The organism is Pseudomonas sp. 10S5, from assembly GCF_035019745.1.
GTDB lineage: Bacteria > Pseudomonadota > Gammaproteobacteria > Pseudomonadales > Pseudomonadaceae > Aquipseudomonas.
The window spans coordinates 134,120-159,355 of record NZ_JASJVL010000007.1 but is presented as its reverse complement, the minus strand read 5'-3'; the positions used below and the strand labels follow the sequence as shown (position 1 = coordinate 159,355).

Genomic DNA, 25,236 nt, shown 5'->3' with positions numbered 1-25,236 from the left:
GAATCACTGGGCTAGTCCCCGCACGAATCGGGCACAACCTTCAGGGTCGTCGGCAGGCCAGTTCACCACGAGCTGTCCTTGCCCGCACTGCACGTCGATTTTGATCGTGGGTTTGGTACGCGTTGGGACGTTCGGTTCCAGTTCTAAAGGTACGAAAGCAGGCAGATTTTTACCGTCAGCATCGCGGTGAAGCGGTATCCATTTGCGCACGAGATTGGCGTTGATGCCATGGCCCAGCGCGACACTGGCGATAGACGCGCCGGGTTGCAGGCATTCCTGGACAACCTGGGCTTTGAAGACTTGGGGTAAGAACGTCGTGGGTGCATGGTGATCCGCTTGATAGGCTAAAAAATGGTGTCCACAAAAATAGGTGTCCACCATCGCCCTAAGCCTTGGGATCAGTAAGGTGTGTTGCCCGGACGGTTACAGTTTTCTTTCAACTATGGATGCTTGCCTGCTTCACACCAATCTCCCCACTCGTTAAGCATGTCGGAGATAACCATGGCGTCTTCACCATTTTCCTTGTGGAATGCAGCGCCCCATTGATCGACACAGCTGTCTATATTGGCTTTATTCGATGAGTTCGTAGAGACTTTCTGCATGGCTGGAGCTGCTCGTCCACCCACTTCTGGGCCTGTGCCTTTTAGGTACGCTACGATACGACCATCCTCAGCGTTTCCTAAGTAGTATCCGCGTAATAGGACTACGGGAGTTTTTTGAGTTTGCTGTATTTGCCCTGCATATTCGTTAGTTGAGTCCCATAGACCGCTGTCGCGCTGATATTGGTACTCACAGGTGCCTTGGTCGCAGAATACCGTGCCACGTGTTTGTAGAACTTTCACGCTGCCATCCTGCATCTTGTAAGGGAGTTTGGCAGGAGCATCCTCAGGTGCGCAGTCCAACCAAGCTGTGTTGCGTTTATTGGTCGGGCACTCTTGTATTTCGTTCGCTTGCCAAGCGGCTGCACCTAAGGAGTATGCACTCGAAATAAAGCTGAGTAGTGCAAGCAATAGAAACTTCTGGTTCATGGAGTTGTTCCTTATGTTGAGTAGGTGGCGGTGCAGTGTTTGGAATGAATGGCTGAAAAAATCAACCTGTCGAGCTGACTTTCCAGCGACCATGGGCCCGGGCCTTGAATGTCCAAGGGATTACGTTAGGAATTGGGATGTCATTACGATGATCACGAAACAGGTGCTCGCCGATTACCGGCCGTTCAGCATAGTTAATGGAGACCACACAAAGATTATGTCATGTGTTGAAGTCATTTTTTCTTATATGTGACTATTATTGTATCCACGACGAAGTATTTTGCTATTTCGTAGTCTGGGTTATACGTGGCAATATTGTGAGCTGCTATCGCCAATCCAGCGGCTAACCCACCTATTACAGTCCAAGCACTGGCCGCCATAGCGGCGATGCGGCCTGCTACATATACTCGACAGCTTAAGCCTTCTGCTTCAATGAGCTTTTCAATTGTTTCGATCGTATTTCCAAAGGAGTATTTGGGGATGTCTTTTATCGTGAATGTTTTTTTCTGAGAAATTAGCTTTGAAATTTCTTCGTTGGTAATGCTAGAAGCCGAGTAAACGCCAGTATCCATTGTAAAAATCCTTGTTTTTTCTGTGGGCATAAATAGTCGTAAAACAACCTTTAAGGTTGATTCTCAACCTTGAGAGCTCTTCATGTCAATGAGGCGTTACCCAACCATCTAGGTGGATATTGGGAGGTGCAGTGATAGAGACTAATCAGAAGCATTTAGCTGGCGCGGTGGGGCGTGCGATTGCCAAGCAACGCATTCGAAGTGGCTTGACGCAGGAGGAAGTGGCCGAGCGGTTGGGAGTCGGCAACGAAGCAGTTTCCCGTATTGAGCGAGGTATCGTCATTCCCAATATTGAGAGGCTGCTAGCGTTCGCCGGTATATTCGACTGCGAGGCAGCAGAGCTGTTGACTCAGGTAAGTTCTCGCCCTGACGATCAAGCCAACCGGATCAGTCGGTTAATAACTTCTCTGAATCATGATGATCGACAACTGATCGTGGACCTAATCGAGCGATTGGCCGAGCGGCTAAAGAAGGCTTGATCGCCGGATTGCCCTGTAGTGGCGCTGTCAGGTCTCGGCGTTCTGAACGAACCTGGCACCGCAGCGTAAGCAGAGACAGTCATAGTGGCCAAACTGATATTTCTGCACGTCCCTGGCAAAGGATGTCATGGCAGTGTAGCCCGATGTCGCACTGGAAACGCTTTCGCCGATCAGGTCGAGCAACTGCGCGAGCAGGCTTTCAGGTCGAGTTTCTGGGTCAGTTTCCAGACTTTGAGTATGGGCCTGGCGAACACCGAGTAGAAAATTATCAATGGTCCCAATGAGCATGACGGCCGCATTGGTCGCCTCCTTGGACAGTAAAGCCTTGGAATTGCAGATCAAGCAGTGTGGGGGCACGGTGAACCTCCGGACAAAGGGTTAAATCACTGAGAGAAGACCTATGGATGAGGGAGGCCCAGGCCTCCCTTTATGCTGCGAACGCGTTAAGCCACCAACTGCAGGGCGGTGTTGAGCGCTCGTTGTTTGATGACTGCCCCTTGGCCGAACCAGGCGGTGTCCATGCGGTACTCGTTGTTGCGAGCGCGGCGCTCGTGGTCGACATACTCGGTGACTGCGTTGAGCAAGCCCCAGGCGGTGCCCTTGGCCGCTTCCAGCTCCGCCCCTCGACCATGGCCGTCATACAGACTCAGCACCTTGGTTAAGGCCCGTTCATTGGCGAGGCCGGTGCGCTCCGGGTTACCTGCCTGCACCTCACACAGCACGCTACGCAGATAGTCCTTGGCTTCATGGGCTTTGACGGGGCGGGCGGCGAGCGTGCAGATGCGGTACATGAAGTCGTCCCACTGCGAAACAGTGATGCCCAACTGCTGTTTCACCGCGCGAGGATCGAAACGGGTGCTGTGCGGCACCTTGATCGCCTGGCTGGCGCCATTGATGGCAATCGTCAGAGTGTTGTTGCAAACCACACGAATGGTGGTCGGGGTCGCTGTCGTGGCTAATGTGCCGTCGCAAGAAGTCGCCAGTAGTAAGTAGCCATTAACCACGTCATTCCCCTTGAGCGTGGTTGACTGTCCGGTCCGCGCCAGTGCCCAGAGCTTGCGCCCACCTTTCAACACGCCAGCGGTCTCCAGCTCATAGCCAGAGCGCTCGGTCAGGTCCCGGTAAAATTCCAGGATTTCACGGGGCTGGACCACCTGGTAGCGTTGCGAGACGACGGACAGGGCCTCCTTGTTGTCCGAGCGGTAGAGCACTTTCTGTTCAGGAAACGAATGGATGGTGCCGAGATGGCCGACGGCATCCGCCATGAAACGTACCGGCGATTCCTGAATCTGCCAGTTCATGCCGGCTTCTTGTTGCCAGACTTCCAGTGGTTGTTTAGGCGAGAGCTGACTGCCCAGGCCATGCCAGGGCGTAACGCCAACGTAAGCCATTTGTTCAATGAGGTGTGCCATGGGGATCTTCCTATTCATAGGCGCACGGCAAGGCCGCTGAGCATTCAGCAGGGACCAGTCGACATGCGGAGTGTTGATAGAGAGGGGGTGAAGTGATGGATCAGACAGCGAAGAGCGGTGACTTCAAGCAGGAGATGAGCAGTTCAAGCGGAATGACGGCAGCTAAACGACAGTCCGCAGTCGAGACAGCGGTAATTGTCCAAAACCCGCTCATCGATGACTTCGCCGAGTTTGGCGCCCGCGATACAGCCGGTCGCCGCTCCGGCTAATCCGCCGAGAATAGCTCCGGCCATACCGCCAGCAATGACACCGGCGGGGCCAGCCACAACACCGATGAGAGCGCCAACCTCGGCACCGGCTATGGCGCCGGTGACCCCTTGGGCGGCGCCACCGACGGTGCCGATAAGGGCGCCGACTTTCCTAGCTAAATCCTTGGTGATGACAGCGGTGGAGTGACAGCGTGGGCATTGAGTGGTCATGTATAGGGTTCCTTAAGGTTATTGCACGGGCATAGAGCCCATCAAGCAGGCCGCGTATGCGACCTGCCTGAACGATGAGCTATCGAGTCTGGGGCTGTAATGCTTAATGCGGATAGGTACAGCGGGGTGATGTATGACTCAAATTATATTGAGGCAATCAAATTAACCATGTGTCTGGTTTTTGATTTTTATTGCTGGAGTGGCTTGATTTGTGCAGTTTGGTTTTTCTGAGGGATCAGTTTGGATGGTATGAGATTGGCTTAGATCGAGTAGGACAGGGTTGGGAGTAGACGTTTTTTGCTGGAAATTGACGTGAGAACTAAGTTTCTTATCTGAGAACTAAGTTTCCAGGCCTCTGCATCCGCCAGATGGAGGGGGAGTCCATGATGCGCGTGGGCCTGGGCGTATGTGTGGCCATTGGCCGCGTCGGCGGCCCCCCTGACCACGCCTCACAAATCCTAACCAGAAATGCATGTAGGATAGCCGGTGGTTTTTTTGGTTGGTCGGCTTACCTAGAGTAGAGCTCTCTTACCTACGAGGGCGTCTCAAATGAGCACAGAACCATCATCATCACTTCGAGTGCTTCGCCTGTGTCATGTGATACAGCGGGTTGGGCTATCGAGATCGACCATCTACGACCGCATAAATCCCAAATCGTCGCGTTATGACGAGAGCTTCCCTAAGCCTATAAAAATTGGTATCAAATCAGTTGGATGGATCGAGTCCAGTATTAGTGAATGGATCGAGTCGAAGATTAAGCAGAGTCACTCGTTAGCGTGAATAAAAAGCGCTCTGGTGGTGTGCTAACTTTTTAGTGATGAAGTTTATTGTTATATCTCAAAATGTGCTTGTCGCGGTATGTGTTTTAATATTTCCTATTGGAGTTGCTGGTATGTGAATCTGGCTTGAGTTCTGGGTCTTATGTTATATAAATAATAACCATGTCGATAGAGATAATGCCCTCTGTAATCCTAAGGGTAACAGCTCCTTGTATAGCTTTTCTAATTGCATTGAGAGAATAACCTTTATGGATGAGTATGATGAGCTGTGCGCTGTAATGAGGGGAAAGTGTGTAGAGAGCATATTTGACGGCGAGCAGGATGGATGCCATCAAGAGTTTGATGGCGAGAACATGTTCTTTGGTGGAATTACGAAAGTCGTTGCAGCTATTAGGGTTATTCAAGAAACCAAGGGTAAGGCGCTATTGACCGCTAAGTATCAGAAGTCTAATTTGGTTACTAGCAAACGAGGTAGAGTGGTTGTCAGCGCGATGCGAGAGAGTATATTGGAGTATGAGTGGGCTAAGACTAATTACAAGCTTAGTCCTTACATAGATAAATTTTATGAGTGTCGTCAAGCATTTCCGTATGGCATATGCTCTGATTCATTGATGGTTGATGAGGATGAGTCGCTGCGGCAGATGAACGCCTTCGCTATGGGGGTCTATGAGGCTATTACATCAAAAGAGTTTAAGAAGGCTGAGCGTGATCATGCCCGTGCGGCTAACAAGCTGTACGTGAGCTTCGAGAGCTATATCGATGATCTTATTGGCGTATGTGCTCGGCTGTTAGTGGTTAGGATTGATTTGTCGTACAAGAGGTTTGAGCTGGAAGTGGATGAATTCGATTGTGTATATAATAAAACGGATGAGCAAAAGAATTCAGATTGCGTTTTTAAGCATCGCGACCAGCTGTTGAAGATTCTATCAAAAAGTAATTCGCCGTATGCAATGGTGGGTTATGCGTGGAAGCTGGAATACGGTAAAAGGAGGGGGTTTCACTATCATTTTATGCTTTTTCTAGATGGGTCTAAGGTTATGCGACATATAGCAATTGGCAAGGCAATAGGGGAGATGTGGGCTAATGAGATAACGGGTGGGCTAGGGAGCTATTGGAACTGTACTGGCAAGGAGCTTTATTATAAAACTTGCGGGGTAGGGGAGATCGATCATTATGATACAGCAAAGATACTGGCGGTCAAAGATGCCGCAGCATATCTGGTGAAGATAGATCGTTGGATTGCTGTTTGCCTGCCGAGAGGGAAACGTTGTTTTGGGAAGGGAGTGGTAAAGAAAGTAGAAGGTAAGAAACCGGGTAGGCCCAGGGTGAAAGGAATACAAGCTACACCCTTATCGCAATGCTCAGGTCAAATTTTCGCTGTTGAGCAATTTTCTAAATATGCCATTTGAATACTTGCTACCTTATTCAGCCAGTCTCTTACCCTCCTTTGTACATTTCCGGGTGTGACCTGATTTGGGGTGCTAATTTTGTTCAAGCTTAAGAATTCCTCCAGGATTGGAGCGGTGACCTTGGCGGCTTGAGGTTTGCTTGTCCATCCGCCCTTAGGTGCAAGTTCTCTAAGGAGTATGCAGGTTTGACCTTGGGCACGGGCGTAATGCTTGGACTTTTCGGTAGATGCATCATTGGCTAGTTGCTTTCGATCTGGATCTGCCGACTCTCGGATTAGTCTCATATCTCCTTTATAAAGACATTGCAGGCTTAGGAGCAGGGCCATGACTATGACTTTAGGCTCAGCTTTGGGAATGGATATCTCGGTGGTTTCTAGGTGAGTCGTTGCGATAATGATTGCAAAATTGAATGTTTGAAATGCTTCAGCGAAATGATTGAAAATTGTGCGATGCTCTCGTGATAAAATAACTTTTTTACTTAATGTCTTTAGCGTTGTTTTTGTTTGGCTCTTGGTCATGCATTTGGCGATTATTTGTAGTTCGGAAGTTATTTTTTCTCGTAAGTCTATTCTAAGTGATCTTAGGAATATGGTTAGCCTCTTGTTAATTAAGAAATAAGTTTCTTTCATTGCGTCTTTGATTTCCATGTTTGATAGGAAATTTGTTGTTTTTGCAATGTTGTGAAGGTCTTTGTTTTTTGATGTTAGTAGGCCATGTTCGTAGATTTTTTCAAGCTCGGTTTTTGGTTCCGCTTTCAATACATCGATTTCTTCATTTGAAAGAGTTGTCATAGAAACCTCAGCCTTCCGGGCTTTATTAAAGGGCAGATCTGCGCAGAAGCTAATTTACCTGCTGGTCTGAGGTAGCTACTTTGCAGTAGCTGCTTTTCTTGTGATCTCCGTGATCGGCTTGCGGATGAAGTCTGCCCAATCTGTCATGAGTGCACGTCGCTTGTCGAGGAAGTCGGAGCGAGAGTAGGCTCCCTCAGTTTGGTCTCGCTCGTCATGCGCGAGTGCCATCTCGCACACCTCGCGTGGGTAGTGTGTGCATTCACCAGCCCAGTCACGAAATGAAGAACGAAAGCCGTGTCGCGTGATGTGCTCGTACCCCATGGCATGTAGGAGCGTTCGTACTGCGTTTGCATGCATGACCCCTGTCTTACCCTGACCTGGGAATAGATAGGGGCTTCCTTCATCTCGCGGAATACTCTGCACCAGCTTTACGACTTCTTCGGCAAGCGGGATTACAAAAGCTACTCGCATCTTCATACGCTCATCCGGTAGAGACCAAGTACCGGTTTCCAGGTCAAACTCATCCCAGCGTGCAAACCTCACCATGTGTGCACGTGCGCTGGTCGTGATCAGCAGTTGAGCGGCGAAGGATGCTGGCGTGGTGTTTGTACTGAGTTTGGTCATCAGGGCTGGCACCTCCTGCCAACGTAAGGCTTCAAAGTGTTCGCGTTTTCGAGCCTTCTTCTTTTCGGCTCGACTCAGTAGGTTGTCCAGGTGTCCGCGCCAGCGAGCAGGATTTTCGCCCTCCCGAAGGTTGCGGGCCTTGGCGGCGTCCAGGATTTGCTCGATCTGGCCACGAACCTCGTCGGCGGTTCTAGTCTTGGTGGCCCAGATTGGTTGCAGCACCTTGAGCACCTGAGGCGTCCCGATCTCCTCGGCTGAGAGCTTGCCAATGTGAGTAAACGCATACAGCTCCAGCTTCCGCAGCCAGCCTTTTCGCCACTTCTCTGACCAACTGCCCCCGTGGGCTTCGCAGTAATCTTTTGCGAGTGTCTCGAACTTCAGCTGCTTTGCTTCACTGGCTCGCTGAGCTTCGCGTTGCGTAGCGCGCTCTATGTCGCGAGCGGCTAAGGGATCAACCCCGTCGCTCAACTGGGTTCGTTTAGTGCTGGCGTCTTGCCTGGCTTTCTTGAGGCTGACCTCAGGAAACGAGCCCAAGCCCATCTCCCTACGACGGCCCGCCAACTGAAAGCGGAGTAGCCAGGATTTACGCCCGGTAGGTTTGACGACCAAGCGAAGCCCATCACCGTCTTCATAGGTGCCGGCTTCGGTCAGGTTTTCGACTTGTTTCGGATTCAGCTTACCCATTGAATTTCCCCTGTCGTCCCTTTGTCCCCCCATTTGTCCCCCCACTTCATCGTCGGATGAGGTCGAATGGTGTTGAACACCATCGGACAGGGTAATGCTTGAAACGCCTGTAATAGCTAGGCTATCGGCAGGATTCTCGGATGGGATAGGATTATTTCGGACAATTAAAAAGCCGGCTTGTGGCCGGCTTCTCGGTGACGGGTTTGGTTTATTTTTGGTAAACCGCAACCGCCTTCAAATGTGCGTCCCGCAGCGGGGGCGACTGAATAGGTGCGAGGCAAACAGGTCGTTCGCTTCGAGTAAAACGTGGCGCGGATGATACTGGGGATCGGGGGGGAAGCCCAGCATTTATGTGCAGAGGGCTGGCTGAATTGGCGTTTTCGCCAGAGTGAGCGAGGTGTTCCAGGTCGACCACTTAACGGCCTTCGCCAATGAATTCGCTCTCTCAGAGGTAACCAATTTGAGGTGAGTCTCGATTCCTACCCCCCGTTTCAACAGACCGTTTAACATCTTTATCGAAACGATACCGGTCGTCGGCGAGTGTTTAATGTGGACCACCAAAAAACCCATCCCACGACTCGAATATTTTGTTGCTGAATTTGTTCGGGGGCATAGACCTCGTCGGGGTACTCGGCGCTGTTGTGGCTGCGCAGCCTGAGGCATCCGCCGGCTAATCGATAAAGGTACTTCACGCGGAGCATGCCATCGTGTTCGAGGACGTACATTTCGCCGTCGATGATTTGTGTCAGGCCGCGGTCGATGCCGACGATGGACCCCGCCTGGATCTTCTCGGCCATGCTGTTGCCGATCATCTGAGCGCATACGGCGTTGCCCGGTTCGATGCTCATGGATTGCAGTGTGCTTAGCGGCAGGCGGATTTTTCGAGTGGTTGCTTGGACGACTACAGTTTGGCCTAAGCCTTGGGGCGCCTCTATTTCCTCAAGGAGCGGCAGTCGCACGTCTTCGGCAATTTGGAGGGTTGCACGATCAGTGTCGGCGACGCTCGTCTCATCGTAGTTGTCACCAGGGTGTTTTGGGCCTTCTCCCGATCGCAGCCATCTCGGGTTAACAGTTAATAGTTCAGCCACTTCACCCATACGCGCCATGGGGATGCCACGTTTGAACCAGTTATTCACGTGTTGGGGCGTCACGTTGCGGTTGGCAGCGAAGTCTGTGGCTGAGAGATGGCACTCCCGAAGGAGGGCGCGTAAGCGGTCACCTGATGTATTCATAATGCGAGTTTACGGAGGTCGGCAGGCCGTTTAAATAAACGAGGTGTTCAAATGAGAGGTAGATCAAACGGGATTTTGAGTGCTCGGACTACATGTTCCGTGCTGTTGTGTAGGATGTTTCTCGGAGTGTTGCTTAATGAGTAAACAGTCAAATCCCGCGCATAAAAAAAGCCTCGGCTTCCGGGCAAGAAAACCGAGGCTATTTAGGTCGTTGATCAGCCTTTAAACGCGGCCACCGACTTCATGATTTCAGTACGGGCAGCTTCAGCATCACCCCAACCTTCGATCTTCACCCATTTGCCTTTTTCGAGATCCTTGTAGTTCTCGAAGAAGTGCTTGATTTGCTCAAGCAGCAGCGGCGGCAAGTCGGTGTACTCTTTGACGTCAACGTATAGCTGGGACAGCTTGTCGTGCGGGACTGCGATGACTTTGGCATCGCCGCCGCCGTCGTCGGTCATGTGCAGGATGCCGACCGGGCGGGCGCGGATGACCGAACCTGGGGTGACCGGATAAGGCGTCACGACCAGCACGTCGAGGGGATCACCGTCGTCAGCCAGGGTGTTCGGAATAAAACCGTAGTTGGCCGGGTAAAACATCGGGGTGGCCATGAAACGGTCAACGAACAGGCAATCGGTTTCTTTGTCGATTTCGTATTTGATCGGCGCGTGGTTAGCCGGAATTTCGATCGCGACGTAGATGTCGTTCGGCAGGTCTTTGCCAGCCGGAATTTTGCTGTAGCTCATTGGGCGTTGCCCCCGTAGTTAACCAGTCAGGCTTTGATCAGAAGATCAAAAAGTGGCCGCGATTATAGGCATATTCAAGGCCCGTTGCCACGCATGGCAATGGGCCCATAGGCCCTAGACCTTAGTCGTGTGTGTTGTGCGCGTGATGCTCGCGCCGAAGTTGGTGCAGCCGGCTCAAAGTATCCTGACGATAGAAGGCTTTGAGCTGCTCGTAAACAGCTGGGAAGGCCTTGAACAGAGCATCGGGGGCGCTGAAAAAGTATTCGCTGGTGACCGCAAAGAACTCCGCCGGGTTTTGCGCCGCATACGGATCAATGGCCGGTGGGCTGTGGGGGTGATAGTCCAGTTGCTGATTGAGGTGGTCGTAGGCGCTTTGCATGGCGCTGGCCCAGTCACTGTTACGCATGTCGCTGTGCAGTGGCGGAAAGCCGTCGGCTGATCCATTGAGCATGTCGAGTTTGTGCGCCAGTTCGTGGATAACCAAATTGGAGCCGTTCCAACTGCCGCTGGATAGCACGCCAGGCCAAGCCAGAATCACCGGGCCTTGAGACCACGCTTCTCCGCTGTGCTTGCCTTCCCACTCATGCTCGACGCCGCTGGCATCGCGATGGCGTTGCGGACTGACGAAGTCGCCAGGGTATAGCAGCACTTCGTGAAAACCCCGGTACCAGTTCAAGTCGCCAAGGTTAAGCAGCGGCAGTTGTGCCTGAGCGGCAAGAAACAGACGCTGCTCTTGATTGAGTTCGACGCCTGGCAAGGCTGTCAGGTGTTTGTCTCGCAGGAACAACACGCTGCATTCGAGTAACTGCTGATGTTGGTCGGCGGTCAGCCCGTCCAGAATCGCGAGCCGGTGCAGCACGCGATTCCATACGTCGTCATCTACTGGATGCTGGTCGAGAATCCGGCGTCGATGCCAAGCGCTGAGTGACCACATAGCGTGTCAGCGCGCATTAGCCGAGCGAGAGGCCAGGCGCCCACGAACCACACCAATGATCATGGGTAGCAGTGACAGAAGAATGATCGCCACGACCAATAACGAAAGGTTCTTCTTGATGAACGGAACGTTGCCGAAGAAGTAGCCCAGGGTTACCAACCCACCAACCCAGGCGACAGTGCCCAGCGCGCTAAAGAGGAAAAACCGCAGATAGGTCATTTTGCCGACGCCTGCGACGAAAGGCGCGAAGGTGCGAATGATTGGCAGAAAGCGTGCCAGCGTCACGGTTTTTCCGCCATGGCGCTCGTAGAAGTCATGAGTTTTATTCAGGTAATCGCGACGGAATATTTTTGAGTTCGGGTTGCTGAATAATTTTTCTCCCGCTGTTCGGCCGACGATGTAGTTAGTACTGTCGCCAAGGATCGCGGCCAGCATCAGTAAACCAGCCAACAGAACCGGGTCCATACCACCCCCCGCCGCCACTGCGCCGGCGATGAACAGCAACGAATCGCCCGGCAGGAAAGGCATGACCACCAGCCCGGTTTCGCAGAAAATCACCAAAAACAGGATCGCGTAGATCCAGGTGCCGTAGTTAGTCACGAGCATGTCGAGGTAAACATCGAGATGCAAAATAACGTCAATCGGGTTGAAATCCATGTGCGGCACCTGTGTACATGACCCATGTTTGGGCCGAGCGCTTAAAAGGGGAGTACTTCAAGGGCTGCATTATAGGGGGCGAGCTGGGCTTTGCTGGAACAGTTTGTCATGGAGCGTATCAGGATGTTTCGGCTCAGCGATCCCGACAATATTCATGGACGCCGAGGTTCTGTGAAGTAATCTCAATCCTCGCTGATCGGCAGCACGTAGTTAACAAATTGTGTGTCGATCTTGAACCCAATAGATTCATAGGTCTTCTGCGCCACTTTATTGCTGCTGCTGGTGGAGACACGCATGCGCACCGCTTGGGTATCTTTGGCCATTTTCTTTGCGCTCTTTAACAAGTGATCAGCGACCAACTGGCGACGGGCGTCTTCGGCGACGTAGATGTCGTTGAGAATCCACACGCGCTTAAGCGACAGCGATGAAAAACTTGAATAAAGCTGGCAGAAGCCGAGCACTTTTTTATCGTCGTCATCGGGTAATGCCAGGTAGATCACTGACTCTTTGCGGCGTAGACGTTTTTCTAAAAAGGCGCGGGATGAATCGGGGTACGACAGCTCGCCATAAAACTCGCGGTATTTGACGAACAGCGGAGTCAGAAGGTCCAGATGCTCGAGAGTGGCTTGGATAATCCGCATATTTGGGCCTCAACTTCACGGCAATGAGAGGAATGGCAAGTCAACGGGGTGTGTCAGTGGGCTTCGATGCTGCCTAAACCTTTTAGAAAGCGCAATCCAATGCTGCTCAGTCTTTAGGTTTCGCCAGCAGGAAATTGTTTTTTATCGGTGCTGAAGGGGCCGATTCCAGTGTGTGAAGCTGCGCTTCGTCTTTCAGGCTCACCCCGGACAGTTGCCGCCGACAGGCTTCACGCATCAAGTACAACAAACGATGGGCCGCCAAGCCGTAGCTCAACCCCTCTAGACGTACATTGGAAATGCAATTGCGGGACGCGTCGGTCAGGCCAACTTTTGGTCCGTAAGTGAAATACAGGCCTAGGCTGTCAGGAGAACTAAGGCCAGGGCGTTCACCAATCAGGATTACCACCATTTTTGCCCCCAATCGCTGGCCGATATCATCAGCCACGGCGACTCGGCCTTGTTCCACCAATATCACGGGAGACAGTGACCAGCCCTCGGCGGCAGTCTGCTCTTCCATGCGCTGCAAGAACGGCAATGTATGTCGATGCACTGCCAAGGATGACAAGCCATCCGCCACCACGATCGCCACATCGACGCCGCCGGGATGGGCTGCCGAGTAGTCGCGCAGTTGCTGGGCAGAGGCATCATCCAAACGGCGGCCTAAGTCTGGGCGCTGCAAATAACTGTGCCGGTCCATCGCCGCGCTGTGCAACAGCAGTGTTTCGCGGCCACGTGCTGCCAGTTGCGCGCTGAGTCCCGAGTGATCGAAAGGAAGATGGACGGCGTCCCGCGCTTGAGCGTGAGCGTATTGGAAATCCAGCTGCGCGCTCGTGGGCAGGCTGGTTCCAGTGCGTCCGAGGGCAATCCGGGCCGGGGTCAGGCGCCGTAATTCAAGCCAGGGATTCTGGCTGTTGCTGGGCAAAACAGGTTTTTCAGCCATGGGTCAGTTCGCTCATCCAAGGTTTGCCAGCGCGTGGCGAAAAGCGGGTGGCAGGCTGTCACCGAAATGCACGCGGCCGTCGGCCTGAGTGAAGATGCCCATTTTTGCCAACCAGGCTTCGTATTCAGGCGCGGGCCGCAGGCCAAGGGTTTGCCGCGCATACAATGCATCGTGAAACGACGTGGTTTGGTAGTTGAGCATGATGTCGTCGGAGCCCGGAATACCCATGATGAAGTTGATCCCGGCCACGCCCAGCAGCGTTAGCAAAGTGTCCATGTCGTCTTGATCGGCTTCGGCATGGTTGGTGTAACAGATGTCGCAACCCATGGGCACGCCCAGCAACTTGCCGCAAAAGTGATCCTCAAGCCCTGCACGGATGATCTGTTTGCCGTTGTAAAGGTATTCCGGGCCGATGAAACCAACCACGGTGTTGACCAGGAACGGATTGAAATGCCGGGCCACTGCATAGGCGCGGGTTTCGCAGGTTTGTTGATCGACGCCGTGGTGGGCATTGGCCGACAGCGCGCTGCCTTGGCCGGTCTCGAAATACATCAGGTTGTGCCCAAGAGTGCCGCGATTCAGGCTCAGACCCGCTTCGTAGCCTTCCTGCAAAACATTCAGATTGATCCCGAAACTGGCATTGGCCGCTTCAGTACCAGTGATGGATTGAAACACCAGGTCCAGAGGCACACCGCGATTGATCACTTCGATCGCGGTGGTGACGTGGGTCAACACGCAGGCTTGGGTCGGAATCTCGTAGCGCTGGATGATCGCGTCGAGCATTTCCAGCAGCGCAATGATCGACGCCGTGCTGTCCGTGGCCGGATTGATGCCGATCATTGCATCGCCGTTGCCGTAGAGCAGACCATCAAGAATGCTGGCGGCGATTCCAGCGGGTTCGTCGGTAGGGTGATTAGGTTGCAGCCGGGTAGATAAGCGCCCGCGCAAGCCCATAGTGCCGCGGAAACGGGTGACCACACGGATCTTTTGCGCCACTAACACCAAATCTTGCACGCGCATGATCTTCGACACGGCGGCAGTCATTTCCGGGGTCAGGCCGGGCGCCAAGGCGCGTAGGCTGTCTTCATTGGCGTGGTCGCTAAGCAACCAGTCGCGAAAGCCGCCGACAGTCAGGTGGCTGACGGTCGCAAAAGCCAGTGTGTCGTGGGTATCAATGATCAGTCGGGTGACTTCGTCGTTTTCGTAAGGAATCAACGCTTCTTCAAGGAAATGCTTGAGCGGGGTATCGGCCAGCGCCATCTGCGCGGCCACTCGCTCGCCGTCGTTGAGTGCCGCAATACCTGCCAGAAAATCCCCCGAACGTGCGGGGCTGGCTTTGGCCATCAGCTCTTTGAGGTTATCGAAACGGTAAGTTTGGGCACCGACGGTGTGGGCAAACGCAGCCATGGACCAAGTCCTCCTGTGGCTCTACCAGTGCGCGCCAGGCGACCGGCCTGCACTTGAATGGGGCCTGTACCGGGCGGGGCCCGGCACAGGAGCAACTTAGATCCCTGTCAGCATAGCGTCCGCTGGAGCATCGGAGCGTTGTTTGGCGGTCAATTGGAAGTAGATGAAGCCTGCCACCATGAAGCCAAGGAAGACTAAACCGATGACTGCGTTGAACCATGCCATCGCTACCAGACACACCAATGCCAGAAACAGCGCAATGCCCGGCACGATAGGGTAGCCCGGCGCCAAAAAGGTACGCTCCAGCAACGGTTCGGTTTTGCGCAGTTTAAACAGGCTGAGCATGCTGATGATATACATCACAATGGCCCCAAACACCGACATGGTGATCATCGCTGCCGTCAGGGTCATGCCTTGTAAGTTAACCAAGCCGTCGCTGTAGATCGCGGCAATACCGATCACTCCACCGGCCAGAATGGCCCGGTGCGGTGTCTGGAATCGCGAGAGTTTAGCCAGACTTTTTGGCAGGTAGCCGGCACGCGCCAGGGCGAAAAACTGCCGAGAGTAGCCGAGGATAATGCCGTGAAAGCTCGCCACCAGGCCGAATAAACCAATCCATACCAGCATGTGCATCCAGCTGGAGTTAGTCCCGACTACAGCTTTCATCGCCTGCGGGAGCGGATCGTTAATGTTCGATAGCTGACGCCAATCGCCTACACCGCCGGCCATGACCATCACGCCAATCGCCAGGAACACCAAGGTTAAAATGCCGCTGACGTAAGCTTTGGGGATTGTACGCTTGGGATCTTTGGCTTCTTCGGCAGCCATGGCGGCGCCTTCGATGGCGAGAAAGAACCAGATAGCGAAGGGGATGGCGGCGAAGATACCCGGCACCGAGCCGACGCTAAAAGTGTCGGCACCCGACCAGCCGTTAAGGGCAAAGTTACTAAAACTGAAGCCAGGCAAGACCACGCCCATGAAAACCAGCAGTTCAAGGACAGCCAATACAGTCACCACCAATTCAAAGGTGGCGGCAATGCTAACGCCTAATATGTTCAGGCCCATGAAGATGATGTACGCGCCGACGGCCGCGAGTTTCGGGTCCAACTCTGGAAACTGCACGTTCAAGTAAGCGCCGATGGCCATGGCGATGGCGGGGGGTGCAAAGACAAACTCGATCAAGGTCGCTATGCCAGCGATTAACCCGGCTTTTTCACCAAAGGCTCGGCGGCTATAGGCAAACGGGCCGCCCGCATGAGGAATCGCGGTGGTGAGTTCGGTAAAGCTGAAAATAAAACAGGTGTACATCGTGGCGACAATTAACGTAGTGATTAAAAACCCCAGCGTCCCTGCCGCACCCCAACCGTAACTCCATCCGAAATATTCGCCGGAAATTACCAGTCCTACTGCAATACCCCATAAATGCAGGGTACCCAGTGTTGGTTTGAGCGTTGTTGTAGTAGTCATAAGTCCTCGCGTCAGCATTATTGGTTTAGTTAACTTTCAATACGAGTACTGCTGCTCGATGGTTAAACGCATGCAACCCCCGCGCCAGTCGCGAACTAGCCGCAACTGACCGGAGATTATGAGCAACCGTTTAAAGTGTGGACTTAGAAGAAGCCCAGCGGATGAGTGTCGTAGCTGACCAACAAGTTTTTAGTCTGCTGATAGTGCTCTAGTGCAACTTTGTGGGTTTCGCGGCCTACGCCGGACTTTTTGTAGCCACCGAATGCAGCGTGTGCTGGATATAAGTGATAGCAGTTAGTCCATACGCGCCCCGCTTTCAGTGCCCGGCCGACGCGGTAAGCGCGGTTGATGTCACGGGTCCACAGGCCAGCGCCCAGGCCGAACTCGGTGTCATTGGCGATGGCAATGGCTTCAGCTTCATCTTTGAACGTAGTGATGCTGACCACTGGGCCGAAGATTTCTTCCTGAAAGACGCGCATCTTGTTGTTGCCTTTGAGCAGCGTCGGCTGGATGTAATAACCGCCAGCCATGTCGCCCTCGAGTTTTTCGACGCTACCACCGGTCAACAACTCGGCCCCTTCGCCCTTGGCGATTTCCAGGTACGAAAGAATCTTGTCAAATTGCTGTTCGGAGGCCTGGGCGCCAACCATGCAGTCGGTATCCAGCGGGTCGCCACGTTTGATTTGCTCGACCTTTTTCAGCACGGCTTTAATGAACTCAGGGTAAATCGACTCTTGCACCAGTGCTCGCGACGGGCAGGTGCAAACTTCCCCTTGGTTGAAGAACGCCAAGACCATGCCTTCAGCGGCTTTGTCGATGAACTCTGGCTCGGCTTGCATGATGTCTTCAAAGAAGATGTTCGGCGATTTGCCGCCCAGCTCTACGGTGGACGGAATTATGTTTTCCGCCGCCAGCTTCATAATGTGCGAGCCAACAGGCGTCGAACCGGTGAAAGCAATTTTGGCGATGCGCTTGCTGCTGGCCAGTGCTTCGCCAGCTTCGCGGCCATAACCCTGAACGATATTCAGCACGCCTGGTGGCAGAAGGTCGCCAATCAATTCCATTAGGACGCTGATGCCCAAAGGAGTTTGCTCGGCAGGCTTCAGCACCACGCAGTTACCGGCAGCCAACGCCGGTGCAAGCTTCCAGGCGGCCATCAGCAATGGAAAGTTCCAGGGAATGATTTGGCCGACCACGCCCAGTGGTTCATGAATGTGATAAGCCACGGTGTTGCCATCGATTTCTGCTGCGCTGCCTTCTTGCGCGCGCAGGCAGCCGGCGAAGTAACGGAAGTGATCGACGGCCAATGGGATATCGGCGTTCAGGGTTTCACGAACCGCTTTGCCGTTGTCCCAGGTTTCAGTAACGGCCAACAGTTCCAGGTTTTGCTCGATACGGTCTGCGATTTTCAGCAGGACCAACGACCGCGCCTGAACCGACGTTTTACCCCATGCATCGGCAGCAGCATGTGCGGCATCGAGGGCTTTATCGACGTCTTCAGCGCTGGAGCGTGGAAATTCGGCGATCAGCTTGCCGTTGACTGGCGAAATATTTTCGAAATATTGGCCTTTGACCGGCGGCACGAATTCGCCACCGATGTAGTTGCCGTAGCGGCTTTTGAAGGAAACGATGGAGCCTTCAGTTCCGGGATGGGCGTAACGCATGATGAGTGTCTCCTGGCTTTTGTGTTTATAGGGGAGTACGCGCTTTGGCGCTTAGGTAAAGCGTAGAGCAAAGGTCGGGCCAGCGCCGCGAAACGTAGGTTTTATAGGGGTTTGCCTCAGATTTATCGCGATAAAATATCCTCTTTGTCTCATTGCTGGGACGAGCTGCGTGACACTTTGTACCGTTCTCGGTACAGCGCTATGGCTGAACAACGGGTCACATTGCAAAGCAGGTTGTCGTGGAGGATGCTTGCGGCAACTCCACTGGAGAATAATAAAAAGTGCAAAGTGACCATTTAACACGCCATGCCCGACAAGTCCTTACGTTCGCACAGGGCAAAACCCATTTGCGAGGTCCGAGCAGCGATCCATCTATCGCTCGCTCTTGGCTGCGTTGTCTTGAGGAACACCATCTCGATCCGGCGCTGACCATTGCCCCCACGGTGCTTGAGCATGGTCGATTGCTTGAGCGCCGCGAGCGGATGCAGCAGGTGCTGAGCCTTGCAGGCGGCGAAATGAACAGCCTGCACCAGCAGCTTTCGGGCGCTGGGCACGCGGTGTTGTTAACCGACGCCCGCGGGATCATTCTCAACTGTGTTACCGCACCTACTGAACACACCATTTTCGAACGCGCGGGGCTGTGGCTTGGGGCTGACTGGAGCGAGGAGTGTGAAGGCACTAACGGCATCGGCACCTGCTTGGTCGAGCGCCAATCATTGACCATTCACCAAGAAGAACATTTTCGTGGCCGCCATACTGGTCTGACTTGTTCGGCGAGCCCAGTATTCGATCCACATGGCGATTTGCTCGCGGTGCTGGACGTTTCGTCGGCGCGGCATGACGTATCCAGGCAGAGCCAGTTTCACACGATGGCGCTGGTCAACCTGTCCGCTAAGGTGATCGAGCGCAGCTATTTTTTGCATCATTGCGATGACCAATGGCTGCTGCGCTTTCATCTTCAGGCGCAATCGGTCGGTTTGTTCAGCGAAGGACTGATGGCATTTGACGGCGAAGGGCTTGTCAGCGCTGTTAATCAGAGCGCTCTGAATCTTCTAGGTTATGGTCGCGGCAACCTGCTTGGCCAAGCGGTTAACGCTTTATTTGATTGTTCGATGGATCAGTTATTCGCTCGCGGCAGTGCCCAGCCCACCGCCACTTGGCCGTTGCGTACCCGCGACGGTCGGCGTTTGTTTGCTTTGTTGCGCGGGCAACCGCGCAACGTTCCGCTAACGTTGGCGCCCCTAACGCCCACCGTCACGCCGCGGTTGAGCGGTATTTGCTTGGCCGACCCAGCGTTACAAAATGATTTTCGTCGAGCGCTGCGGGTGTTTGAGCGCGACGTGCCCTTGTTGGTCAACGGCGAAACCGGCTCGGGTAAAGAAGCCTTTGCCAAGGCCGTGCATCAAGCAAGCCTACGCAGCGACAAACCGTTCGTGGCCCTCAACTGTGCCGCAATTCCTGAAAGCTTGATTGAGAGCGAGTTGTTCGGCTATCGCGGCGGCAGTTTTACCGGTGCCCGTAAAGAAGGCATGCGCGGCAAGCTGCAGCAGGCCGATGGTGGAACATTGTTTCTCGACGAAATCGGCGACATGCCGCTGGCGCTGCAAACGCGTCTATTAAGGGTGCTGGAAGACCGTCTGGTCGTCCCACTCGGCGGCGAACCTCTTGCGGTAGATGTGCGGGTTATTAGTGCGACTCACCGTAATCTGCTGGGGCGGGTGGCCGACGGCAGTTTTCGCGAGGATTTGTATTACCGCCTCAATGGTCTTGAGATCGCGTTGCCTGCGTTACGTGAACGCAGCGATAAGTCGCAACTACTGGATTTTTTACTGGCAGAAGAGGCTGGAGGTCAGGTCGTTGTGCTCGAAGAGTCGGCCCGTCGCGCGCTGCTGGATTTCGCTTGGCCGGGAAACGTGCGACAGCTGCGCACGGTACTACGGACCGTAATCGCGTTGTGCGATGAGCAGCGTATTGGCTTGGATGAGTTGCCTGGCGCTATCCGAAAAAACGTCGCGTCTGCCTCGTTGACACTGGTAAGCGAGCACCCACTGGACGACGCTGAGCGCGCTGCGCTGTTGGCCGTGCTGGAAGAGCAGCGCTGGCACATGACCCACACTGCCGAACAATTAGGCGTTAGCCGCAATACCTTGTATCGCAAACTTCGTAAACACGGGATAGAGCGCTAGCCCAAACTCGTGACCGCCCGGTCTTTCAATTGGAAGTGGGCATCGGTCACCCGTTAACCGTGCAGAAATGTCCCTGCTTCGCTCGGGGGCATTGATGGTAAGGGACACCCAGTCGACATGCTCTCGAATGCGCAACGACAGGCCTGCATTCGTTCATGACAAGGGCTGCCCCCTCGCCACACACCGCTCGCTACGCTAACCTGCGCCCATGTTTTACGAGGTTGATTATGCATATTCATATTCTTGGTATTTGCGGCACGTTCATGGGGTCATTGGCGGTGCTGGCTAAAGAGCAGGGCCATCGGGTTACCGGCTCGGACGCTAACGTTTACCCGCCCATGAGCACCCAGTTGCAGGCTCAAGGCATCGAGCTGACTCAGGGCTACGACGCGGCGCAGCTGGACCCGGCACCTGATGTGGTGGTGATTGGGAACGCGCTGTCCCGGGGCAATCCTGCGGTGGAGTACGTGCTGAATAAGGGCCTGCCGTATGTGTCGGGTCCGCAATGGCTGGCTGATCATGTGTTGCAAGGTCGTTGGGTCTTGGCCGTCGCCGGTACCCACGGTAAAACCACCACCAGCAGCATGCTCGCCTGGGTGTTGGAACACGCCGGCATGAGCCCCGGCTTTTTGATCGGAGGTGTGCCGCAGAACTTCGCAGTGTCGGCCCGTCTGGGCGATACACCGTTTTTCGTGGTTGAGGCCGACGAATATGACAGTGCATTTTTCGATAAGCGCTCCAAGTTCGTCCACTACCGCCCGCGCACCGCGATCTTGAATAACCTTGAATTCGATCACGCTGACATCTTTCCTGATCTGCCGGCGATTGAGCGGCAGTTTCATCACTTGGTGCGGACCATTCCAAGTGAAGGGTTAGTGATTCATCCCACCACCGAACCCGCTCTGTTGCGGGTCATTCAGATGGGCTGTTGGACACCTGTGCAAACCACTGGCCAGGGAGGCCAGTGGCAAGCGCGCTTGTTGAGCGAGGACGGTTCGCGGTTTGAAGTGATTTTTGAAGGCGTTGTGCAGGGTGTGGTCGAGTGGGACATGACCGGCCAACACAACGTGGCCAATGCCCTGGCGACGTTGGCAGCCGCGCGACATGTCGGCGTCGTGCCCAAGCAGGGCGTTGAAGCGCTGAGTGCGTTCGAAAGCGTCAAGCGGCGCATGGAAAAGGTTGCCGAAGTCAACGGCGTAACTATTTATGACGACTTCGCCCACCACCCGACAGCCATTGCTACAACACTTGATGGCCTGCGCAAACACATCGGCGATGCCCACTTGATTGCGATCATTGAGCCACGTTCCAATTCAATGAAGCTCGGCGCCCACCGGGACGGTTTGCCGGACAGCGTGCACCAGGCTGATCAAGTTATTTGGTACGCCCCTGCTAATCTGGGCTGGGATCTCGCCGCCACGGCCGCTTTGTGTTCGGTGCCGTCGGTGGTATGTGAGTCCCTCGACGCCATCATCGCCAAAGTCAAAAGCCAGGCTAAGCCGGGTACCCAGGTGGTAATCATGAGCAACGGCGGATTTGGCGGTTTACATAGCAAATTGGCGGAGGCACTGAAATGAGTGGTCCTGAGCGTATAACTCTAGCGATGACGGGCGCGTCTGGTGCGCAATATGGTTTGCGCTTGCTCGACTGCCTGGTACGGGAAGAGCGAGAAGTGCATTTTCTGATTTCCAAGGCGGCACAGTTGGTACTGGCGACCGAGACCGACGTTTCGTTGCCGCCAAAGACGATGATGATGCAGGCGTTTTTGACCGAGTATACCGGTGCCGCCGCCGGGCAGATTCGGGTGTATGGCAAGGAAGACTGGATGTCATCCGTCGCTTCCGGCTCAGGCTCTCCGGCTGCAATGGTGGTGGTGCCATGCTCGACAGGCACCTTGTCGGCAATTGCCACCGGCGCCTGTAACAATCTTATTGAGCGCGCTGCGGACGTGACGCTGAAAGAGCGACGCCAGTTGATTCTGGTACCGCGTGAGGCGCCTTACTCAAGTATTCATCTGGAAAACATGCTCAAACTGTCGAACATGGGGGCAGTGATTTTGCCTGCGTCGCCGGGCTTTTATCACCAACCACAGACCATCGACGACCTCATTGATTTCGTTGTCGCGCGGATTCTGAATCTGTTGAATATTCCCCAAGACATGCTGCCGCGTTGGGGCGAACATCATTTGAGCGCCGATGAATAAGCCACTGTTACTGAGCTTGATGCTGTTAAACCTGACCGGCTGCGCAACGGCCCGAACCCTCGACGCTGCCCAACCAGGTGCGCCGGTGGTTTACTCGGGCATGCGACTGGATTTGTACGCCATAGAAGGCGGATGCTGCGCTAAAGACCGCTTTGGCGCCGAAGCCCCCGATTGGCCCCGCGTCGACCTGCCGGCAAGTGCTTTGCTCGATACCCTCCTTTTACCGTTGTCGCTGTTAAGCGTACTGGGTGTAGGGTATTCAGCGACGGGTGGTTTGTAGTGCATGACATTGAATTATAAAAATTTATTGATTGGAACTACCGGAAGCAGCCGAAGATCGTTCCGACAGCGCCGCACGTTTACTTGCCCAACCTACTCAACTCTTGTGCCTCGACAATGCGTACGCCGTTCTGTTCTTCCAGCGCCAGGCGCCATAGCGCGCGGGCTACGGTACAAGCGTCGATGCCTCTGTATTTGCCTGGAATCAATTTAGCGAAGGGCGCTGCCAGTTGTTCGGCCAAACGTTGTTCCGAACGCTCGCCGATCAGCAGCGAGGGCCTGGCGATGGTCAGTTGTAGCCAGCCTTGAGCCATGAGCGCTTGTTCCACTTCGCCTTTGACCTTGCTATAGAAAATGCTGGATGCCGGGTCTGCGTTCACCGCGCTCATTACCACCAAATGCCGCGCGCCCAGCTCACGGGCTCGGTGGGCGAACGCCACCACCAAATCGAAGTCGATGGCGCGAAAGGCTTCTTTGGACCCTGCCTGTTTGATCGTACTGCCCAGGCAACAAAAGGCGATGTCTACCGGGCCGGCTAACGCGGGTAACAAGGCAGTCAGTTCCCCTACTGGGTTTTCCAGGTGGGGATGGTCAGCAAGTGGGCGACGAGTTGGAGCAAGTACACGACTGACGGTGGGTTCGTTGAGCAAACGATCAAGTAAATGTTCGCCGGTCAATCCAGTGGCACCGCTTAGCAGAATGTGTTGGGGCGTCAAATACATAATGTTTCTCCCTCAATACGCTGCAGTTTAGTGGCTGCTTATAATTTTTGCGTCCTTGCGGACCAGCGAGGCAGAAAGTGCCCGTTGTGCCTGGGTTTTTCTCAACTGCTGCCAGTGTGCGAGTACCGCTTTAGGTGCCCAGATTTGTGGTTCCGATGCTTCGAAGTTGTCGCTGGCCTCTCGGGCCGCGACATACACTTTGGCTAGATTAAAAGCTTGTTGCAGGTCATCTGTCTCGGCCAATGCTTTGGCAAAAAGGGCTTCACCAAAATAGGTAAAGTCGGCCTCTTCCGAGCACCCAAACGAAACTCGGTCGGACCGTGACGCAGTGATGACCAAAGTTCGATCGTCTTTGATAGCCGGAATGAAGCCGCCCGAGTAACACGCTGATATCACGACGATCTTGTCTCGTCCTTTTAAGGGAGCAAGAACAGCGGCAAGTTCGTCTGCGGGTAAATCTGTCAGCTCCAGGCGTGGTTGATCAAGGACCAACTCATGATTATGTGTACCGTGACTGGTCAGGTAGATAAATATCAGGTCTTCGGGACCACTGCGCTGTGCCAGCGTCTGCACAGCCCGACTGATACTTTCTCGGGTGGCCAATGGACGATCACCCATGTGGTCGCGATGATTGACCAGGCTGATTTGCCCGTAGGCGCCGAAGCGTGTCGCCAGCAGGTTGCTGACGTAGTCGGCTTCGCGCATGAACACACTCTGCTTGCCATCGCCACCCACCACCAATGTATAAAGCTCTACGGCAGGGGTCGATGCTGGAACAGCAGCTAAAGCTTTGTCCAGTAAGGAGCCTTGGGCGAGTAAACCGATTTCCAGCGAATCGGGCAGCAATTTACCTTGGGCATCACGCACCCGCTGACCGTTACTCCAGATCCCGCTTTGTATTGCCCCGTCCGGCAGGCTCAGGACACCTCGGCCTTCATAATTATCGGCAAGGAACCCGCCCTGATACACGCTGCCATCGGCGAGGCGCAAACGGCCTTCCCCGGAGAAGCGCCAGTTGGCGAATTGCCCCTCGTAACGGCTACCATCGGCGCCAATCAACTGGCCCTGGCCGCCGAGCGCGCCGTCTTTGAACTGCCCTATCCAGACGTCGCCATCGCTATTCTCATAGCGGCCTCTGCCCTGCAGTTGATTGTCATGGAAGCCGCCGACGTATTGGTCGCCATCGGCGCTGTTAAAGCTGCCGTTGCCTTCCAACTGACCGCTGACGAATTTGCCGGCGAATTGATTACCGCTGGCGTCGCTGCGTTGCCCTTCGCCATTGGGTTTGCCATGGGCGAACAAGCCTTGATATTGGCTGCCGTCATCAAGCTCCAGATGGCCAAGCCCGTCGTATTGGTCGGCTTTGAATTCGCCACGATAGGTCACCCCAGGCTCTTTGAGTGTGCCTTCACCATCACGTCGGCCGAGTTTGAAGCCGCCCACATAGCTGCCGGTGCTGGTGGTCAACGTACCGAAACCATGAAATAGCCCGTTTTGAAACTGGCCGCGATAGACCTCGCCGTTGCTGGCGTGCCATTCACCTTCGCCGTGCCACTGACCATTCTGAAACTGACCGACGTACCAGCTACCGTTGGGATAATCCACTCGGCCCCGCCCTTGCAGTAGACCGTTGACCACCTCCCCGCGATAACGGCCGCCATCGGGCAGGCGGGCGTCGGGGGGCGATAACGGTTCGCCCTCACCGCAAGCGACGAGTAGTAGGATGATTGCCAGTGGAGCGAGTGAAGCGAGCGCGCGCATGGTTGATCTCGAAAATAGGATTCCAGGCGTGTGAATACGGTCTTCGAGCAGTCGCGCTCACACAGCCACGGGGAGTATGCCGCAGCTATGTGGTTGCTTATAGAGGCAAATACATTGCGAGTGAGCCGCGTTTTGCGTTTTTA

General features: G+C 54.3%; 26 protein-coding genes. 7 read left to right on the top strand and 19 right to left on the bottom strand.

Annotation, left to right across the window (positions count from 1 at the left end):
* Nucleotides 1–3: 3 nt before the first annotated feature.
* From tnpA to QN378_RS09685, 3 genes are all read right to left on the bottom strand, one after another.
* Entirely contained in the window at nt 4–381 is a 378-nt protein-coding gene (tnpA, locus tag QN378_RS09695; RefSeq protein WP_323550605.1) for an IS66-like element accessory protein TnpA, read from the bottom strand.
* 59 nt (nt 382–440) lie between these two features.
* Complete coding sequence (locus QN378_RS09690; RefSeq protein WP_323550606.1) at nt 441–1,028, bottom strand: hypothetical protein; 588 nt, start codon at nt 1,026–1,028, stop codon at nt 441–443.
* Nucleotides 1,029–1,261: 233 nt separating this feature from the next.
* Nucleotides 1,262–1,600, bottom strand: coding sequence for a hypothetical protein (locus QN378_RS09685; RefSeq protein ID WP_323550607.1), 339 nt, complete (start codon nt 1,598–1,600; stop codon nt 1,262–1,264).
* Between the two features lie 131 nt (nt 1,601–1,731).
* On the opposite strand from QN378_RS09685, the gene QN378_RS09680 reads away from it, so the two are divergent.
* Nucleotides 1,732–2,079, top strand: a complete 348-nt coding sequence (locus tag QN378_RS09680; RefSeq protein ID WP_323550608.1) for a helix-turn-helix transcriptional regulator — start codon at nt 1,732–1,734, stop codon at nt 2,077–2,079.
* Nucleotides 2,080–2,106: 27 nt separating this feature from the next.
* On the opposite strand, the gene QN378_RS09675 is transcribed toward QN378_RS09680, so the two are convergent.
* From QN378_RS09675 to QN378_RS09665, 3 genes are all read right to left on the bottom strand, one after another.
* Nucleotides 2,107–2,436, bottom strand: coding sequence for a hypothetical protein (locus QN378_RS09675; protein ID WP_323550609.1), 330 nt, complete (start codon nt 2,434–2,436; stop codon nt 2,107–2,109).
* 86 nt (nt 2,437–2,522) lie between these two features.
* Nucleotides 2,523–3,491: a DUF932 domain-containing protein gene (locus QN378_RS09670; protein ID WP_323550610.1), complete on the bottom strand. Its 969-nt coding sequence runs from the start codon at nt 3,489–3,491 to the stop codon at nt 2,523–2,525.
* A 143-nt stretch (nt 3,492–3,634) separates the two neighbouring features.
* A complete protein-coding gene (locus QN378_RS09665; RefSeq protein WP_323550612.1) occupies nt 3,635–3,970 on the bottom strand; it encodes a hypothetical protein in 336 nt (111 codons plus the stop codon).
* A gap of 549 nt (nt 3,971–4,519) precedes the next feature.
* On the opposite strand from QN378_RS09665, the gene QN378_RS09660 reads away from it, so the two are divergent.
* Both QN378_RS09660 and QN378_RS09655 read left to right on the top strand, forming a co-directional pair.
* The gene (locus QN378_RS09660) at nt 4,520–4,750 is read left to right on the top strand and encodes an AlpA family transcriptional regulator (RefSeq protein ID WP_323550613.1); all 231 of its coding nucleotides are present in this window, start codon (nt 4,520–4,522) and stop codon (nt 4,748–4,750) included.
* Between the two features lie 247 nt (nt 4,751–4,997).
* Nucleotides 4,998–6,158 carry a YagK/YfjJ domain-containing protein gene (locus QN378_RS09655; RefSeq protein WP_323550614.1) on the top strand — a complete coding sequence of 387 codons (1,161 nt, stop codon included), beginning with the start codon at nt 4,998–5,000 and terminating at the stop codon, nt 6,156–6,158.
* On the opposite strand, the gene QN378_RS09650 is transcribed toward QN378_RS09655, so the two are convergent.
* From QN378_RS09650 to QN378_RS09600, 11 genes are all read right to left on the bottom strand, one after another.
* Nucleotides 6,116–6,949, bottom strand: a complete 834-nt coding sequence (locus QN378_RS09650; protein ID WP_323550615.1) for a hypothetical protein — start codon at nt 6,947–6,949, stop codon at nt 6,116–6,118. The two genes, QN378_RS09655 and QN378_RS09650, sit on opposite strands and share 43 nt — an antisense overlap.
* A 75-nt stretch (nt 6,950–7,024) precedes the next feature.
* Nucleotides 7,025–8,257 (bottom strand): tyrosine-type recombinase/integrase, encoded by a 1,233-nt coding sequence (locus tag QN378_RS09645; protein ID WP_323550616.1) that lies wholly within the window; start codon nt 8,255–8,257, stop codon nt 7,025–7,027.
* 512 nt (nt 8,258–8,769) lie between these two features.
* Nucleotides 8,770–9,489 (bottom strand): LexA family transcriptional regulator, encoded by a 720-nt coding sequence (locus tag QN378_RS09640; protein ID WP_323550618.1) that lies wholly within the window; start codon nt 9,487–9,489, stop codon nt 8,770–8,772.
* 215 nt (nt 9,490–9,704) lie between these two features.
* Nucleotides 9,705–10,232 carry an inorganic diphosphatase gene (gene ppa, locus QN378_RS09635; RefSeq protein WP_219062705.1) on the bottom strand — a complete coding sequence of 176 codons (528 nt, stop codon included), beginning with the start codon at nt 10,230–10,232 and terminating at the stop codon, nt 9,705–9,707.
* 121 nt (nt 10,233–10,353) lie between these two features.
* The gene (locus QN378_RS09630; RefSeq protein WP_322205546.1) at nt 10,354–11,166 is read right to left on the bottom strand and encodes a M90 family metallopeptidase; all 813 of its coding nucleotides are present in this window, start codon (nt 11,164–11,166) and stop codon (nt 10,354–10,356) included.
* A 6-nt stretch (nt 11,167–11,172) separates the two neighbouring features.
* A complete protein-coding gene (locus tag QN378_RS09625; protein WP_322205545.1) occupies nt 11,173–11,823 on the bottom strand; it encodes a DedA family protein in 651 nt (216 codons plus the stop codon).
* 182 nt (nt 11,824–12,005) lie between these two features.
* On the bottom strand, nt 12,006–12,464 hold the full coding sequence (locus QN378_RS09620) for a GNAT family N-acetyltransferase (RefSeq protein ID WP_323550619.1): 459 nt from the start codon (nt 12,462–12,464) through the stop codon (nt 12,006–12,008).
* Nucleotides 12,465–12,570: 106 nt separating this feature from the next.
* The gene (gene eutC / locus QN378_RS09615; RefSeq protein WP_323550620.1) at nt 12,571–13,404 is read right to left on the bottom strand and encodes an ethanolamine ammonia-lyase subunit EutC; all 834 of its coding nucleotides are present in this window, start codon (nt 13,402–13,404) and stop codon (nt 12,571–12,573) included.
* 12 nt (nt 13,405–13,416) lie between these two features.
* Nucleotides 13,417–14,811, bottom strand: coding sequence for an ethanolamine ammonia-lyase subunit EutB (locus QN378_RS09610; protein ID WP_322205542.1), 1,395 nt, complete (start codon nt 14,809–14,811; stop codon nt 13,417–13,419).
* A gap of 96 nt (nt 14,812–14,907) precedes the next feature.
* Complete coding sequence (eat, locus tag QN378_RS09605; protein ID WP_322205541.1) at nt 14,908–16,278, bottom strand: ethanolamine permease; 1,371 nt, start codon at nt 16,276–16,278, stop codon at nt 14,908–14,910.
* 143 nt (nt 16,279–16,421) lie between these two features.
* The gene (locus QN378_RS09600) at nt 16,422–17,942 is read right to left on the bottom strand and encodes an aldehyde dehydrogenase family protein (RefSeq protein WP_322205540.1); all 1,521 of its coding nucleotides are present in this window, start codon (nt 17,940–17,942) and stop codon (nt 16,422–16,424) included.
* A gap of 281 nt (nt 17,943–18,223) precedes the next feature.
* On the opposite strand from QN378_RS09600, the gene QN378_RS09595 reads away from it, so the two are divergent.
* The 4 genes from QN378_RS09595 (at nt 18,224) to QN378_RS09580 (ending at nt 22,611) form a co-directional block, all read left to right on the top strand.
* Nucleotides 18,224–20,128, top strand: coding sequence for a sigma-54-dependent Fis family transcriptional regulator (locus QN378_RS09595; protein ID WP_323550623.1), 1,905 nt, complete (start codon nt 18,224–18,226; stop codon nt 20,126–20,128).
* 227 nt (nt 20,129–20,355) lie between these two features.
* Nucleotides 20,356–21,705 (top strand): UDP-N-acetylmuramate:L-alanyl-gamma-D-glutamyl-meso-diaminopimelate ligase, encoded by a 1,350-nt coding sequence (mpl, locus tag QN378_RS09590; protein ID WP_323550624.1) that lies wholly within the window; start codon nt 20,356–20,358, stop codon nt 21,703–21,705.
* Nucleotides 21,702–22,331, top strand: a complete 630-nt coding sequence (gene ubiX, locus QN378_RS09585) for a flavin prenyltransferase UbiX (RefSeq protein ID WP_322205537.1) — start codon at nt 21,702–21,704, stop codon at nt 22,329–22,331. The genes mpl and ubiX overlap by 4 nt, the downstream gene beginning before the upstream one ends.
* Nucleotides 22,324–22,611: a YceK/YidQ family lipoprotein gene (locus tag QN378_RS09580; protein WP_322205535.1), complete on the top strand. Its 288-nt coding sequence runs from the start codon at nt 22,324–22,326 to the stop codon at nt 22,609–22,611. Before ubiX ends, QN378_RS09580 begins: the two co-directional genes overlap by 8 nt.
* 79 nt (nt 22,612–22,690) lie before the next feature.
* Here the strand turns inward: QN378_RS09580 and QN378_RS09575 are convergent, their stop codons facing one another.
* Both QN378_RS09575 and QN378_RS09570 read right to left on the bottom strand, forming a co-directional pair.
* Complete coding sequence (locus QN378_RS09575) at nt 22,691–23,332, bottom strand: NAD(P)H-binding protein (RefSeq protein WP_322205534.1); 642 nt, start codon at nt 23,330–23,332, stop codon at nt 22,691–22,693.
* 27 nt (nt 23,333–23,359) lie between these two features.
* Entirely contained in the window at nt 23,360–25,093 is a 1,734-nt protein-coding gene (locus tag QN378_RS09570) for a C13 family peptidase (protein WP_322205533.1), read from the bottom strand.
* Nucleotides 25,094–25,236 lie beyond the last annotated feature (143 nt).